Here is a 16,606-nt window from a genome sequence, read left to right as displayed (position 1 = left end):
GGCGGGAATTGTAGAAACGGAGGCAGGGCTCGAACCTGCGTCTATCCGGAAATCGTGCCGGAAGCTCTACCAACTGAACTACTCCGTTAGTTTTGTTCGGGGAATAGCGGTGTAGCGCCTTTCCCGGAAAAATATTTGTGTTGTTTTAACAGGGTTGCAAGATAGGGATTTGACACGGTAACACCATGCACCAATTCCGGTGTTGGCAGAAAAGGTACCGGCTGATGTATTCTGGGAGCAATCCAGCCGGACCGCTCCGGGTCCAGTCCTGCCCTTTTACAGGCAGCTACCACACGCTCACGGTTACACGTAGCTTTGCCGGAGAGTACTTCCCAGGGCAAAGGCAACCAGTTCCATACCACCAGATTGGGATCGCCATCATGCCCCTGCAGATAATGAGATGCCGCCACGTCGGCGGCTATCAGCCGCATCACCTTTCCGAAACACATTTCCTCCAATATAAATTCCATACCCAGGGCGTAGATCAGGTTCATCCAGCCGTCGCGGGCCTTGTTCCAGGCGCCGGCGATATTATTCCAGGTGGAAGAATCGTTGCCCCGCCGTACCACCATCGTCTGCCGATTGAAGTCGTTCGTTTGCCACAGCTCTTCCAGAAAAGCAGCCACCTGCTGCAATAACGTTGTCCATTTACCGAGCAGCAGGCCCTGTTGCTCCGGTGATAACTTACCCAGTACCTCCTGCGTAGGGTATACCTGCGCAATGGCCCACCAGTTGGCTGTTTCCGGCTCACGCCAACAACGCATCAACAGCATATCGGCAATTTCATCATAAGGCCGCTGCTGTCCCTGTACCGTAAACTGACTCCGCAGATTACCGCGCGCCGTGTAGTACGCTATAAAACAAGCGCTGTTGACATCTTTCATAAAATCCTCCCGGGAGATATCTTCCGCGAAGGCATGCTTGCCTACACGCTGGAACAAACTTTTCCTGTACTCGCGGACCATCGTATCCAGTTTCTTTTCAAGATGCCGTAAACAACGAAACAGCTTATTGTACTGCCGACGGGAAATATCAAGACCGGCAGCCTGCCGCGCTTCCCGGTTCAGCCGGTCCGTTTCATAATTATTATACCCCGGATTTTTATGTATCAGCGCGCTCACCTTCGCTAAAAAAGCTTCTACCGCCAGCGGATCATCACAGGCCGACTTGTTGGCCGCGTCATCTGTTTTAAACAGCTGTATGGCCCTGCTCACCTGCACCTGCGCACCCGATACCTCCGCAAACTTTTCCAACATGGAAGTATATTGCCATACCTGATTACGCAGCGCACCAGATGCTGCTTTGTTCAGCAGCAACAGCTCTTTTTCATTCAGCGCTTCGTTCAATATTATCTGTGCCGCAATATCTTCCGGTCTTTTCCGCAGGCGCAGGCTTTCGTATAATGTCTCCAGATTCAAATGGGTCATGACTTCACAACAGAATTTCCCAAATCTACTAAGTTCTGCCGTTTTTCTTTATTTTTAAGAAAATCCCATACATGAAGATCCCGTACCTATTGTGCTGTTGCCTGGTCATCCTTAGTGCCCGGGCTTATAGTCAAAACATCGATATCCTCCGCAAGTCTGACACCTTTGAACGCAAAGGAAAACACCGCGACTTCGTTTACTGGAATAATCCTTCCGACACCGCCGGGCTGGAATATGTAGCCACGCTTTCTTCCAAAGGCTCCGCGATGGGCGGCAGTTCGTTGTGGGAAATCTGGAGCCATGCCGGCAACCGGTCCACCCGACTGGGCTCCAACGTATTTATCTTCCGTTCTTTTACTGACAGCGACTCCACCAAACCGGAGCTGATCGTTGATCTATATTTAGCCAATGAAGAAGCGCTGCAACGGAATGCCGACCGTGAAGAGAAAAACGTAGTATACCTGTTTGGCAACAAAGGCAAGGAGATGTCTGTAAAAGTAAATGCAGAACAAAAAGATATTCCCGCCAACGGGGTGCTTCGTTATGAAATACCCGCCGGCACAGAACTGCATCTCAGTAAAGGCGGTGCTACCGGCGCATGGCGCCACATCAAAGGCGAAGAAGGCAAAGCCGCTTTGTTTTTTTCCGTGTCCGGGCCGGGACTGGGAGGAGCCGTACCTCCGGCCGGTTCCATGGGTATTTCCTTCAACAGCGGTCGTATCACCGACATGAATCCTCATTTTGCCCGCATGATGATGGCAGTGCAGCAACAGGCAGTCAAATAACATCTCAAAAAAAATCCCGCAGATATAAAAAATAATCCCGCCAGCGCCACAGCAGGGCAACCGGAAAGATGAGCTTTGGTCTAAAACACAGACTTATGAAGAAAGTAATCATCATCGGAGGGGGTATGGCCGGACTTGCTGCAGCACGGGTGCTGTCGGATTTCTGCCCGGAGATATTGATTATTGAAAGGGACATATTGCCCGAAACACCTGAAACACGGCCAGGTACACCGCAGGCGTACCACCCTCATCATCTCACGCCGAGAGGACGCATGATTTTAGAGCAGCTTTTTCCCGGACTGAACAACGAGCTGTTGCAAAACGGCGCCGCTTCCAGCCTGGGTAAAGACATCCGCTTTTATTATCCTTTCGGAGAACTCATCATGCCTGATCCCGGCAACGATGCAGCGTGTAGCCGGCCTTTTCTGGAATGGCATATCCGCCAACGGGTGTTGCAACACAAAGGCATTCAGCTGCTGACTGACACCAACGTCATTGATCTTATCATGGAAGGGGAACAAAACAAAGTAAGCGGTGTATTTGCCATCAGCGGGAGCAAAACCATGGAATTAAATGCGGACCTGATAGTCGTGGCCACCGGTTTCCATTCCCGTTTGAGCGACTGGCTTCACCGGCTCGACTATACGATTCCCGAACCGGAATTACTCACTACCAACCTGGGATACAGTACCCGTCATTATGCAGTTCCATCTTCCCTCACATTTCCCTGGAATCTGTTACACATCGAAAACCAGGAGCTGCCGGAAGTACCTACCTGCGTGGTGAGCTTTATGGAAAACAACGTACTGGAAATTATTCTGGGCAACATCGGTGGGTTGTATCCGCCAACCGATACAGCAGGTTTTGAAACAGCGCTGGCCTTACTGAACAACCCCACGTTAAACGAGCTGCTGCAACAGGTAACGCCGCTGGAAGCGCCCCGCGGCTACCGGATAAAAGACGTGACGCTCCGACATTATGAAAAGATGGATACATGGCCCGAAGGGTTAATCGCCATCGGCGATGCTTTCTGTACGTTTGATCCCATTCACGGCACCGGTATGACGATCGCTGCGATGCAGGCGGAGATGCTGCAAAGAACATTACAACACCAGGGTATCTTATCTCCTTCCTTTGGAAAAGATTTTATGCAGGCGGCTGCAAAAATTGTGGAGCCAGCCTGGTGGATGAATGCAGTCTCCGATACCGGTCACCCGCAGGTGGCGCATCGTTACACCACGTCGCAGCCAGGGTTGCAGTTTGCCCATGTTTTCATGGAACAGGTATTGCAGTTTGCGGTCAACTTCCACCAACCGGCCTTGTTTGCATTGGTATGGCTCGTCAGGACCTCCTTCTTATCGCCCGGAGAGCTGATCAACCGGCGCATGCTGTATATGCTGCGGGAAGCAGGGCTGGCCGGTCCGCCGGATCAGCTGATACAATCAGGCGAAGTGTCAGCTATCGAACATTGGCATGACGACCGTTGTCCGGATATCCCTGACTTTGCAGCTGAACTGTTTATTCCCCGGGAGGTATTGAGCAGACAATAATTCCCATATACCCAAAGATCTCCCGGAGGGAGATCTTTGGGATTGACTATTTAATAAAAAAACTGTTCGAGAATAATTTTCCCGTCTTTCACTTCGTACAGCATGATTTCGTTCATCTGAATCCTGCCATGCGGCTTAACCGTAATGTCCGTTTCTCTTGCCACCGCAATGTGATTGCCTGTCACGATCGGTGCACTGGTATACACGCGATGTACCGCTTCAATACGGCTAACGAAGTCGTCTGCTTTTTTACGCACCGCCGTTTTACCAAAAGCATCTTTCATATAAGGAGAACCTGCCGGTTCGATGCTCCGCACCTCTTCCGCGAATAACTCATCCTGGATCTCAAACCATTTTTCCTGTGTTGCCAGTTCCGTAAAACGTGCTACCACTTCCGCCGTTGTCATCGTTTTTTCTGCTATCTGTGTCATAATTTTATTTATTTTATTGATATAATATTTTGTCTCACAAAACTACCATCCGCCGGTTGTTTTCTACCGGGGTTAAACCGACTTTGTAGCAGGTTGATCTGGACAGGCCCGGGAAAATTCCCCCTGCATTCCGGATAAAATATTTTTTTCTATTTGCTAAAAATGCTCTTATTTTATCTGGCAGTACCGATAACCTCATAGTGACCATTTCCTTCGAGAAGATTCCAGTCTTTTTATCAATAACCATAATCCAAAACCCTCATGCAACCGAACTACAAGCGTTTCCTGGGTCCTGTATTTTCGCGTGCCCGCGCATTGAGCCGCAGGGTCATACCACCCCGGCAAGAAAACATCATCGGTGGAAAGGAAGGAATCCAAACCTTCCTGGAAGAATCAGTAGCCATCGAAGCGGCGCAGGTTGTCATCCCGCCGGAATTTAACGGCAAAGACTATGTGACGTTCCTGTTGCACATTGACGCTGAAATTGAACACGGGCTGATGATCCAGTACCTGTATGCCGCCTACAGCCTTGGCGGACCACAGGTGCCGGAGGCGAATCAAGCCACCGTCAGCGCCTGGCAGGAAACCATTTTGGGTATTGCCAAAGAAGAGATGGGACACTTCGTGTCGGTACAGAATGTATTGAAACTAATTGGCGCCCCGCTGCATTTTGAGCGGCAGGACTATCCATGGGATACGCCGTTTTATCCTTTCCCTTTTAAACTGGAGCCACTCACCCTTTCGTCGCTGGCCAAATACGTCTATGCAGAGGCGCCGGAGTCTTTCCTGACAAGTGATGATCCTATTGCAAAAGAGATTGTCGCAACTGTCAACGCGGATGTCTCCAATCCCAACACGGTAGGCGCATTATTTTCCGTACTCCTGCAACTGATACAGGACCCTGACGTTATTGGAGATGAAATATTTCAGGCCAACACGTATCCGTTCCAGGCCAAATTCGATGAATGGGGCCGCGGTTATAAAGGTGGCGCCAGAGGCAATACACAGGGCGGCAGCCCCGCCGGCAGCCCCGATGTGCTGGTGATGCCTCTCGCCAGCCGCGACGATGCCTTCAACGCCCTCAACGCCATTGCCGAGCAGGGAGAAGACAACACAGGTACAACGGACGATCCCTCTCACTTTGAGCGCTTCCTGAAAATCTATACGGAGATGCGTGGCATGACCGGTGTACCGTTTTCCCGGAAACTTGCCACCAACCCCTACATCCAGGAAGACGTGGAAGATCCTAACTCCTCCCCTTCGGAAGGCCAGACCGATAACAGCGATCCGAGAGATCCTATCACCAATCCCAATGCACAACAGTGGGGACATTTATTTAACCTGCGTTACCGCATGCTGCTGAATTTCCTCACCCACAGCTTTGTGCTGGTTGACGGACTGAATGTTGCCGGCGCCATGACCCCCAGAGGACTCATTATTAATTCCACCTTCGGTGAGATGTACAACCTGCGCGCTATCGCCTCCGAGATGGTGAAACTACCACTGAATGTTGGTAAAGGTGATAAACTGGCCGGACCGCCCTTCCTCATTCCGTATACGCTGGAACTCCCCACCGGTGAGCATAACCGCTGGAGGACCCATGCCGATCTGATACAGGCGTCCGGCGTACTGATTGATCAGATGCTGTCAAACAGCAACATTGGCCACCAGCGCTATCTGCACGCGCTGAAAGAGGCCGATGCCAAACTGAATCAGGTTATTCAGGACATGCTCGCTGTTAACGCTTAATCTCTCACCCCCAAATTCTTCCACATGGCTATCACTGCAATCAGGATATTACCCCCTTTTGCCATTGCCCGGCTGGGGTCTTCCACTGTACCACAAACACCATATGACCTGGAAATACCCGCCGACAAACCGTTAGGGTTCCGTGAAATGGTGCCCAAACCGTCCTTTGACGTAGATCCTAACACCGGCAAAATCACGTCAGGACCGGCACCCCAGGTGGTGATCTTCAAAGACAATGTTACCTCCCTCCAGGACAAACAGGGAAAAATACGGCCGGTAGCGCCCTTCCTGGAAGTCTTCGCCATTACCTCAGACGCCCCCGACAAGTTGGTACCGTTGACACAAAAAATGCTGGACGATGCCAACATCAAAATCAATGATTTTACGTGGACGGTAAAACTCAGCAATCTCAAACTCCAACGCAGGACCGGAGACGCCAATGACGCCATCCATGCGTCGGTAAGCATACAAGGAGGCGACTACACGCCTAAACCGGTAACCGGCCATTGCACCAACTTCATCTCCGGCCAATCGCTGCCGTTAGGCTCGGTGCAGTTTATCCAGCCTACCACCGATTTCCCGCAGATAAGGCTGCGCTATACGCCCGGCCCGGGGAAAGTGTATGGCTGCTCTGTGAACAGCATCAAAGCTTTTGGACAACTTCCCACCAAAGATCATAATATCACCGATCCGAAGACACAGGTGATCTATGATCCCAATAAGCCGTGGGCCAAATACGTGGAAGGGCCGGACTTTAATCCGCACTACACCATGCCGGCACAGATCTTCGCCGGTTATGCTGATGACAAAGGCAACCAATACAGCTGGGGCTATATCGATGATGAATGCGACGGCTACGTGGAACTAAATATCAAAGGCGCCAATCCGCTCACCGCCCGGGCCACCATCTGCGCAGGGCCGCCGGCATTTGCCCCGGACATTCTGCCGGTGCGCACCATCGCCGATGAACTGGAACAGGTGTACCTTGGTCCCGACAGAAGCGACCCCGTTCCTATCGATGAAGCAGAAGAAATTGTGCGCCGTGCACTGGAATCCATCGTACTGATGAATACCAGCGTCATGAACGGCAATCCTATCAATGGCAGATGGAACATCGCCAGCACCATGGTCCGGCAGGACACCAACGATCTCGGACGGCTATACGAACCGATTATGGCCGACTCACTGGTCGATAACCTGGCGCTGCGTACCCTGCACGAAAGAGTATTCAATGGCCTGAGCACCGGCATGGCCGCATGGTTTGCCGACGCTTTGCGCCGGCCTGATAAAATCGGCGATGTGTCCAACAAGGAAAGGCGTAAAATGCCCGGGCTGATGCGCGGCGCCGACGGACGCGCCCTGACCCTCACCTGGCGTATGATCAATACCGTTATACAGGCCGCTGCCAACGCCCTGTTCAACGACAACACGACGGACCCGCCACCGCCGCCCAATAGTGTCATTCATAAAGATGATTATATCGCGCAGCTGAACTACCGCTCTCCGGGCAACCCCTACAGCGTTATTCCAAGAGCCGCTATCTCCAACTGCTTCCCCGGACTGGAATCAGATTTCAGGAACATCTGGGTGAATGTTTTCAGCGGACTGGTCATGAGTGAAAATGACAACTATGTCATCAGCGGAAAAGTTCAGCCAGGCAATGTAGACGTCTCCGGACACAGGCTGATAGGCATCAATAAAAACCCGACCATGGTGCCGGCAGAAGGCCCGGTATTCCCGAATGGCGACAATGTACCGCTGATCACCGCCGGCAACCCTAACGGCGCGGTATTCATGGAATGGTCCAACCTCATCGCTTCGATGGGTATTAAGCCGGGAGACACTGTTCAGTTGCAGTTCACCAAAGAAGCGGCCACCTTTCCGGTACTGGTCACAGCAGCGGACCTGAAGACCAGTCAATATCCGGTGTATACCGCTAAGATGGCCAATTTCTTTGCCAGCAAAGACATCACCGGCGGTGAAATTGATCCTCACCTGATAGACGACGGTTACCTTACCCGCAGCCTCTGTTCTCCCTGGCAGAATGACTACCGTGAATGTGCCTGTTACTACTGGGCCGCCACACGTCCCGATTATGTGAACGTGGAACCGGGAGAGAATGGCCTCAGCAAAGGCGATATGTGGCTGGCTAAAAAACGTACCGGCGAATATGTGCCCGACAACCGTGTGGACACCCGGTTGCTGTCTTACAATGATTTATTCCAGAACTGGGAAGGTGAACTCAACTTCATCGTTAAAGGCAATGACGCACTCACCAGCAGCGGCGCCACTACCATCGACACCTCCGCTAATTCATTTGAAAACTGGGACGGTGAATTCAATTTCATTGCGAAAGAAAAAGATACCCTCAGCAGTGATGCCAGTACTATTCAAAACTCATAGGACTATTTCATGTTAGATCATTCTTCCTTACATACAATCGCTACCCAATTAACGTCACAGATAGCCAGGCAGTGCGTGCCTGGCTCTTCTCTGGTACACCTGGTGTCCGGCGGTGGCAGGACGCAGCTGCTGGTGACCAACGGCAGCAGGCTGCACAAGATCGGACCCGAAGCGGAGCAACGCTTCCGGCACCTGATCGCCCAACGGGACGAAGCCGCTATTCAGCAGGAGCTGGTGTCAATGGGTATTGACACCACGCCGTTCATCGATGATACGCCGCTGAAAAGTCCGGGGACATATGCGCTCTCGCTGGCCATCGCGCAGAAATGCAACATGGGTTGTACCTATTGTTATGCCGACCAGGGCGACTTCGGCGGACCGGCGAAAAATATGGACATGGGCACCGCCAGGCAGTCGATCGATCTGTTGCTGCAAGGCTGTGTGCCCGGCGACAAGGTACAGGTCACCTTTCTGGGCGGAGAACCGCTGATCAACCGGAAGGCGCTGCGGGAAGCCACGCTGTATGCGCTGGCCGCCGCGGCGGAAAAAGAAGTACAGGTACATTTTTCATTGACCACCAACGGCACGCTGCTCAGACCGGACGACGCCGATTTTTTTGAAGAGCATGGCTTTGCCGTGACCGTTAGTCTGGATGGTATCGGAGCGCAGCACGACAAACAGCGCCCCATGAAAAACGGCGCCGGTTCGTACGAGCGTATCATCGAAAAGATACAGCCGTTGCTCTCGCAGCAAAAGAAGATGCAGGTATCTGCCAGGGTGACCGTTACACCGGCACAGCACCAGCTCACAGACATGCTGCAGACATTCATCAGCATGGGTTTTCACAGCGTAGGGTTCTCTCCGTTATTGCGCTCATCCAACGGCCAGGATGAAATGACACGGCAAGACCTTGAAAGAATGCTGGAGGAGATGATCGGCTGCGGACTGTTGTTTGAACAACATATCATTCAGGGCAAACGCTTTCCGTTCCTCAATATGGTCAACGCCCTGAAAGAGATTGCCAAAGGCACGCACCGCCCCTACCCCTGCGGCGCCGGCGCCGGATATATGGGCGTATCTGCTGACGGAGGACTGTATGCCTGTCATCGTTTTGTGAACGAAGAAGCCGGCAGCATGGGGAATATTTACGATGGCGTGAATGCCGGTCTTCAAAACAACTGGTTAGCTTCCCGGCACGTGCATCAACAATCACCCTGCCACAGCTGCTGGGCGCAATACCTCTGCGGCGGTGGATGTCATCATGAGGTACTGGAAAAAGGGCGGCATGCCTGCGACTATATCCGCGGATGGTTGCACTACACCATACAGGCACACGAAAGAATCAACCGTATGGCACCACAATGGTACCAGTAACTGTTTACTTTTTATCAGCATGGACACCTACGACATCCTGATTGTTGGCGCGGGCCCCGCAGGGACCTGCGCCGCACTGCGCCTGCTTTCGCTGGGTTATCGGGTGGCCATGGCAGAACGAGAACCTTTTCCGCGGCCGCAGATAGGCGAATCTCTGTCGCCCGGCATCCGGAACATATTCGACTACCTTGGCGCCGCAGCGCTATTGCAGGAAGACTATTGCCTGCATCAGCTTCCGGCGCAGGTAATCTGGCAAACGCAACATGCGGAGATGCAGCCTCGTGGCCACGGCGTCATGACAGACCGCAGCCGCCTGGACAAAGCGCTGCTGGACCTTGCCGTAGCCAACGGACTGGTTTTATATCAACCCGCGAAATATGAGCACAGCAGCTACGATGGTACGCATTGGCAGGTGCATGTCCGTAGTACAGCAGGAGCCCTAACGCTTTCGGCTACATTTCTGCTGGACGCACGTGGCAGAAAAGGTATCCGGCAACACCAACGATGGCAGACCGCTCCACCGATGGTAGGTGTCTGGGGATATACCTCCGCTGATAACATGCCTGGCGCCACCTGTGTGGAAGCTGTTCCCGACGGGTGGCTCTGGGGTTCTCCATTATATGACGGTCGTTACAGAATACTTGCTTTTACAGACCACCAATTTGTCAGGCAACCATCAATTCTTTCGCATTTTCATCAGCTGCTCCACGCCTCACAACTCTTCCGGCCTGCGGGACAGTTCTCTTCTCTGCAAAGTTGCAATGTGTTCAGTTACGTTCACCGGGAACCGTGGCACCATAACCGTATACAGCTGGGAGAAGCAGCCTTCGCCATCGACCCGCTTTCCTCCACCGGCGTGGAAAAGGCCATGCGCATGTCTTTACAGGCTGTCATTGCCATCCATACCATCTTTCAAAAAAACACCCCGGCAATAGCGCAGGAATTTTTTGAAAGCCGTTTAGCCGCTTCCGTTGCCAGTCACATGCGATGGACCAGCCAGTATTATGCGGATGCATGGCCGGCAAACACCCATCCCTTCTGGAAAACAAGAGCCGTTCTTCCCTTCTCCGGCCAGGCCGTATCCCCCTTTACCGCAAAGGTGGAACATTCTCTCGCGACCTATCATCCACCGGTATCATCTCCCCATAAAAAAATTAACATACAAGACACCCTGCAACAACTGTGGCATAAAAAACTCTGTCTCTCCCCTGCCCTCTCTTTCAAACAAACCCTCTGTGTGGTCAACGATTGTGTAGAAAAAAAGACCGCCATATATCACCCTAACCTCGAACAGGAAATGGCTTTTCTGGGCAACCACGACATCCTCCCGCTCATACAGATCGCGCAGCAAAGCGATACGTTCGGACAACTGATACTTAGCTGGAAACAGCTTGTTCCTGCCGACATGGCGGTTCCCATGGTACTGCAGTTATGGGACAAACAACTGCTCTGCGAACGTTGAGTAATACCCACATAACACGTTTGTATTTTATTATTATTGTCATTATCTTGATCGTGAATAATCGTTCAAAATACCTTTAATGAGCTATGGGTGATCCTGTAGATGAGACACGTCAAACCGGTATTTCGGTACCGCAGGATGCAGCAGCGCTTGAACCTCTTTTTAAAGCGTGTTATGCCCTATTGCTTTCTTATGCCTGTAAGTATGTGACCCGCGAAACAGCAGAAGACATCATACAGGATGTGTTCATTCAGCTATACAAAAAAGGGGCTTCCCTCAACATCAGTACCAGCATCAAAGGCTATCTTTTCCGCAGCGTGCATAACGGTTGCCTCGATCATATCCGGCGGGAAGCGATCCACCAGCGTTACATCAACGCCACCATTCCGGGACTGAGTGAAGCAGAGCTGGATTATTTCAGTCCCGACGGACCACGGCAAAGCCTGCTCCAACAAGATAACCTGGCTGCCAGCGTATGGCAGGCCATAGAAGCACTGCCGCCCAAATGCCGGGAAGTGGTAAAACTACGCTATGAGCAAGGCCTTAAAACCGGGGAAATATCAGCTACGATGGGCATTTCCACCCGCACGGTGGAAACTCAGCTATATAAAGCCATTAAACAACTGCGCGGGCTCATACGCAAAACCAACGTATTCCTCTCTGCGATCGCTCTTTTTTAAAATGGATATATATTATATTCCCGGAATCCCAGGTTCCGAGGGCTAAAGCCCCCGGAAAAAAAAATTTCCAAAATCCGTACGTAGTTCCTATCCCTTTCTCGTCTAAATAATATGAAATGGCACCTAATAATACTAACAGGTTGGATTATACGATATTAATAAAGTTTATCGATGGTCAGGCCAGCCCTGCCGAAACCGCTGAAGTGGCCGCCTGGCTGGATGCAGCTCCCGGCAACCGTGAGTTGTATTTCCAGGTCAAAGACATATTGGACCAGCAACGGGTATCGGCGGTTACCCGGGAAGCAACCGACCATCAATGGGAGCAGATAGCCAGCCGGCTACAGCCCGTTACGATGGACCGTGTTCCGGTACGGCGCCTCAGCTGGATGAAATATGCTGCGGCCATATTTGTACTGGTAGTAGCAGGGAGCATCGCAGCTTATATATGGACGCAGTCTCCTAAGCAGGAGCCGTTCGTTACGCTCGTATCGCAGAAGCCGGCCGTACAGCATATCCTGTTGCCCGACAGCACAAGCATCTGGGTAAAACCAGGCAGTAGCCTTCGTTACCATAACGTAAAAGGCGGGCTGCGGGAACTGTGGCTGGACGGCAGCGGCTATTTCGAGGTAGTAAAAAATACAGCAACGCCTTTCCAAATACATACGTCCGGTATCACCGTCGTGGTATTAGGCACTTCATTTACAGTGAACAATGATCAACACAACACCAACGTAATAGTAAATACCGGTATGGTAAAAGCCAGCACGCATGAGCAGGAGATGCTGCTCCGGCCGGGACAGAGAGCGACGGTAGTCAACAATACCCTTCAGATGGACAGCGTCAACGCCCAGCTGTTTGCTGCCTGGAAAGATGGGGATTACAAATTTGACAATACCACCATAGCAGAGCTCAAAGAATTATTACAGCTCAACTATGGATATGAAGTAAACATATTACAACCGCAAAAATTCCGGAACACCAGCCTCAGTGGCCGCATGCTGATAACAGATGCACAGAGCCTGTGTAAATCACTTTCAGGTATGCTGGAAGCCGATGTCAGAAAAGATGGTAACCGGATTATTATTCAACCAAAATAAGTCGTCCCGTTTTAAACAACAACCAGATTTAGCAACAGCATTTTTTAACCAAAAAAAATTATCCGGAAAATCCCGATCGCCGCAGGTGACCTTGCGGGAACAGTGACTTTGTTTTTCTAATGGAAAGGAATTTCTCCGCGGGCCACACGATCCCGCGGCAGGTGGCTCCTTGTTATTCACATATTGCTTTATGTAGTCTTTAACCAAAATTTTACCCGTTATGAAATTTGGATCTCTACGGCTATGCCTGAAGGGAATGGCCAGCCTATGCCTGTTGCTGGGCATATCAGCATCATCCACGCAGGCACAGGACGCGGTGGCCGGCGTACAGACGCCACCGTTACCACAACACCAATACCGGAAATCCGGCAATACAGACACCAGTCCTGCCAGCCAGGTCCTCTCCCTCAGCAATGCCCTGGAAAAAGTATACACAAAATATCAGCTGCGCATAGCGATGAATGAAAAATATGCCAGGAATATTTTTGTGCCCGATAAGCTGCTGAACAGCGGCGCGTCTGCCGCTATCGCCTCGCTACAAAAAATACTACAGTCATACGGCCTTACACTAAATATGACCGGTCCCTCACAATATATCATTGCGCCGGCGGAACCTCGTCCCGCTCCTGCTCCCGCCCCCAAGCCACCCGCTAAAGTACGTGTATCCGGCACCGTGAAAGATAAACTCGGTGCCCCGCTGGTAGGCGTTACCGTTAAAATCATCAAAACGCCTGTGGGCACCACCACCAACGACCGGGGGTTTTACGAGCTGGACGCGGAACCGACCGACACGCTCGAATTTTCCTACATCGGCTATCAGACCCAACAGATCAGCGTCCGCAACAGGTTAGATATCAATATTGAGATGCTGGCCAAAGAAGGCGGCCTCAATGAAGTGGTGGTGGTAGGCTTCGGCGCACAGAAAAAGATCAGCCTCGTAGGCGCGCAGTCCACCATCAAACCAGAGGAACTAAAACTACCGGTGAGAAGTCTTACCAACGCGCTTGGCGGCCGCCTGGCAGGCATTGTGGCCGTACAGCGCAGCGGCGAACCGGGCTACGACGGCTCCGACATCTGGATACGTGGTATCTCCACCTTCGGCTCCAGCCCCCGCGGGCCACTCATCATCGTAGATGGTGTGCCCGACCGCAGCATCAATGACCTGGACCCGGAAGATGTGGAAAGCTTCACCGTATTAAAAGACGCTTCCGCCACCGCCGTATATGGCACCCGTGGCGCCAACGGGGTTATCCTCGTTAACACGAAATCCGGCCGTCCCGGTAAACCACAGATCAATATAGAACTGAATCAGGCCATCACGAAATTTACGCAGCTGCCTAAATTCGTAGATGCGCCAACGTTCATGCGCCTCTATAACGAAGGACTGCAAATGCGCGGCAGAACTCCGCTCTACACCGAAGAACGGATACAGAAACATATCACCGGCGAAGACCCTGACCTGTACCCCAACGTAGACTGGTTTAAAACGCTGTTCAATCAGTTTGGGCAGAACAGAAGAGCCAATCTCAACGTACGCGGCGGTTCCGAATTCGCGACTTACTATATCTCCGCAGGATATTATTCTGAAGTAGGCATGCTGAAACGGGACAACCTGCAATCATACAACTCGTCCATTAAACTGGACCGCTATAATTTCACGACCAACGTAGATGCCAATATCACCAAGACCACCAAACTGGAACTGGGCGTTAATGGTTTTATCATCAACAGTAACTATCCCGGCATCGGTACAGGCGCCTTGTTTGACCTCGCCACACAGGTGCCACCGCACCTGATCCCACCGCAATATTCCAACGGGCAATGGCCTAAAATACCCGGCGGCAGCTATCCCAGTCCGTACCGCAATCTGACGCAGTCCGGTTATGCTACCGAATACCGCAATACTATCCGTTCCAATATCCGCCTACGGCAGCAACTCGATTTCATCCTGAAAGGGCTGTCTTTCACCAGCATGTTTGCGTTTGATTCCTACAGCTGGAATAATCTCAACAGAAAAAGAGAAGTACAAACCTATTATGCCACCGGACGTGACTCTGCCGGCAATCTGCTGACCCGCATTGTAGATCCCGGCTCCAATGTATTGGGCTTTGAAGTGACAAGAGGTGGTGACCGCCGGTTCTATACCGAGTCGGCCTTGAACTATACCCGTAAGTTCGGGGACCATGATGTATCCGGTTTATTACTCTACAATCAATCTGATTACATCAATGCAGACGCCGGTGACCTGATCAGCTCCATTCCTTTCCGTATCAGAGGCTTGAGCGGCAGGGCCACTTATGGTTACAAGAGCCGTTATTTTGCAGAAGCCAACTTCGGGTACAATGGCTCCGAGAACTTCACGCCTAAAAAACGTTACGGTCTTTTCCCCTCCTTTGGTGCAGGCTGGGTGATATCCAACGAAAATTTCTTTGCGCCGCTGAGCAATGTTTTCTCTTATTTAAAACTGCGATACACCTACGGTCTGTCGGGCAACAGCAACACCGGTTCCCGCTTCCTCTTCCTTACCCGTATAAAGAGCAGTAACGATCTCGGGTATACTTTTGGTGTTCCCGGCAATACCACTTCTTTCAGTGGCCTGCAGGAAGACCAGATCGGTTCAGAGGTAAGCTGGGAAACCGGCAAGCGGCAAAACCTGGGTATCGAGATAAAAGCATTTAAAGATGAACTGTCTTTAATCGTGGAATTATTTCAGGAAAGGAGAACAGGCATCCTGTTGCGGCAGTATGATATCCCTTACTCTTCCGGCTATACGACAGACAATATTCCTTATCGTAACATCGGTATCACGGAAAACAAAGGGATTGATGTGACCATAGATTATAACAAATCGTTCTCCAAAAACTATTGGGTAGCCTTCCGGGGGAATTTCAATTTCAACATCAACAAAAATGTGTATGATGGCCTTCCACCATGGCAATACCCATGGCTTAACCGTACCGGCCACACCATCGATCAACGCTTCGGTTATGTAGCCCTGGGACTTTTCTCTGATTCCGCAGATATCGCTAAATCGCCCAAACAATCCGGCGATGTCCGTCCTGGTGATATCAAATATGCAGACCTTAACGGCGACGGTATCATCAACAGCTTCGATCAGCAGGCCATCGGATACGGCCCTGTGCCCCGCATCGTATACGGCCTGAATTTCAGCGTTGGCGCCAAAGGCTTTGATCTCAGCCTGTTCTTCCAGGGTGTGGCGATGGTGGACTTCATGTACAGCGGTGGTCATGGTACCAATCCGTTTTATGAAGGTCCCACTATCGGCAACCTCTATACGATAGCCACCGACCGTTGGACACCCGACAATTCCAACAGCAAGCCTTTCTATCCACGTATGTCAACCCGCCAGGATATCACGACCAACTACTACGCCAGCACCTGGTGGCTCAAAAGAGCAGATTATATCCGCCTGAAGAGCGCCGAGCTGGGATACACCTTCAGCATGAACCGGCTGCAGAAATATGGCCTTAAAAACCTGCGTGCGTATGTAAACGGCACCAACCTCTTCACCATTTCGCCGTGGAAAATATGGGACCCGGAACTGGGTGATGGCAGAGGCACCGCCTATCCCAACATCACATCATACAACCTCGGCATCCGCGCCAGCTTCAAATAAAACCTAACATC

11 protein-coding genes and 1 tRNA gene are annotated in these 16,606 nt (G+C 51.5%); 9 read left to right on the top strand and 3 right to left on the bottom strand.

Annotated elements, in window-relative coordinates; genetic code table 11:
* Positions 1 to 14: 14 nt before the first annotated feature.
* A tRNA-Arg gene (locus tag ICL55_RS02015) sits at positions 15 to 88 on the bottom strand.
* Positions 87 to 1,427 carry a hypothetical protein gene (locus tag ICL55_RS02010; protein WP_188094370.1) on the bottom strand — a complete coding sequence of 447 codons (1,341 nt, stop codon included), beginning with the start codon at positions 1,425 to 1,427 and terminating at the stop codon, positions 87 to 89. Before ICL55_RS02010 ends, ICL55_RS02015 begins: the two co-directional genes overlap by 2 nt.
* A 71-nt stretch (positions 1,428 to 1,498) precedes the next feature.
* Between ICL55_RS02010 and ICL55_RS02005 the strand changes: the two genes are divergently transcribed.
* Together ICL55_RS02005 and ICL55_RS02000 are read left to right on the top strand one after the other, a co-directional pair.
* Positions 1,499 to 2,212 carry a hypothetical protein gene (locus ICL55_RS02005; RefSeq protein ID WP_188094369.1) on the top strand — a complete coding sequence of 238 codons (714 nt, stop codon included), beginning with the start codon at positions 1,499 to 1,501 and terminating at the stop codon, positions 2,210 to 2,212.
* A 95-nt stretch (positions 2,213 to 2,307) separates the two neighbouring features.
* Positions 2,308 to 3,762 (top strand): NAD(P)/FAD-dependent oxidoreductase, encoded by a 1,455-nt coding sequence (locus ICL55_RS02000; protein ID WP_188094368.1) that lies wholly within the window; start codon positions 2,308 to 2,310, stop codon positions 3,760 to 3,762.
* Positions 3,763 to 3,812: 50 nt separating this feature from the next.
* Here ICL55_RS02000 and ICL55_RS01995 read toward each other — a convergent pair whose 3' ends face one another.
* Entirely contained in the window at positions 3,813 to 4,193 is a 381-nt protein-coding gene (locus tag ICL55_RS01995; RefSeq protein WP_188094367.1) for a nuclear transport factor 2 family protein, read from the bottom strand.
* A 261-nt stretch (positions 4,194 to 4,454) separates the two neighbouring features.
* On the opposite strand from ICL55_RS01995, the gene ICL55_RS01990 reads away from it, so the two are divergent.
* The 7 genes from ICL55_RS01990 (at position 4,455) to ICL55_RS01960 (ending at position 16,595) form a co-directional block, all read left to right on the top strand.
* Positions 4,455 to 5,942: a ferritin-like domain-containing protein gene (locus ICL55_RS01990; RefSeq protein WP_188094366.1), complete on the top strand. Its 1,488-nt coding sequence runs from the start codon at positions 4,455 to 4,457 to the stop codon at positions 5,940 to 5,942.
* Between the two features lie 24 nt (positions 5,943 to 5,966).
* Positions 5,967 to 8,345 (top strand): hypothetical protein, encoded by a 2,379-nt coding sequence (locus tag ICL55_RS01985; protein ID WP_188094365.1) that lies wholly within the window; start codon positions 5,967 to 5,969, stop codon positions 8,343 to 8,345.
* A gap of 9 nt (positions 8,346 to 8,354) precedes the next feature.
* Positions 8,355 to 9,719: a radical SAM/SPASM domain-containing protein gene (locus ICL55_RS01980; RefSeq protein ID WP_188094364.1), complete on the top strand. Its 1,365-nt coding sequence runs from the start codon at positions 8,355 to 8,357 to the stop codon at positions 9,717 to 9,719.
* The gene (gene qhpG / locus ICL55_RS01975; protein WP_188094363.1) at positions 9,631 to 11,181 is read left to right on the top strand and encodes a flavin-dependent monooxygenase QhpG; all 1,551 of its coding nucleotides are present in this window, start codon (positions 9,631 to 9,633) and stop codon (positions 11,179 to 11,181) included. Before ICL55_RS01980 ends, qhpG begins: the two co-directional genes overlap by 89 nt.
* 86 nt (positions 11,182 to 11,267) lie before the next feature.
* Positions 11,268 to 11,861, top strand: coding sequence for an RNA polymerase sigma-70 factor (locus tag ICL55_RS01970; protein WP_188094362.1), 594 nt, complete (start codon positions 11,268 to 11,270; stop codon positions 11,859 to 11,861).
* A 116-nt stretch (positions 11,862 to 11,977) separates the two neighbouring features.
* Entirely contained in the window at positions 11,978 to 12,958 is a 981-nt protein-coding gene (locus ICL55_RS01965; RefSeq protein WP_188094361.1) for a FecR domain-containing protein, read from the top strand.
* A gap of 220 nt (positions 12,959 to 13,178) precedes the next feature.
* Positions 13,179 to 16,595 carry a SusC/RagA family TonB-linked outer membrane protein gene (locus ICL55_RS01960; RefSeq protein WP_188094360.1) on the top strand — a complete coding sequence of 1,139 codons (3,417 nt, stop codon included), beginning with the start codon at positions 13,179 to 13,181 and terminating at the stop codon, positions 16,593 to 16,595.
* Positions 16,596 to 16,606: the final 11 nt, after the last annotated feature.

This window comes from Chitinophaga varians, assembly GCF_014529945.1.
Lineage (GTDB): Bacteria > Bacteroidota > Bacteroidia > Chitinophagales > Chitinophagaceae > Chitinophaga > Chitinophaga varians.
The sequence above is the reverse complement of the archived record's forward strand: the minus strand, read 5'-3'. Positions and strand labels throughout refer to the sequence as shown.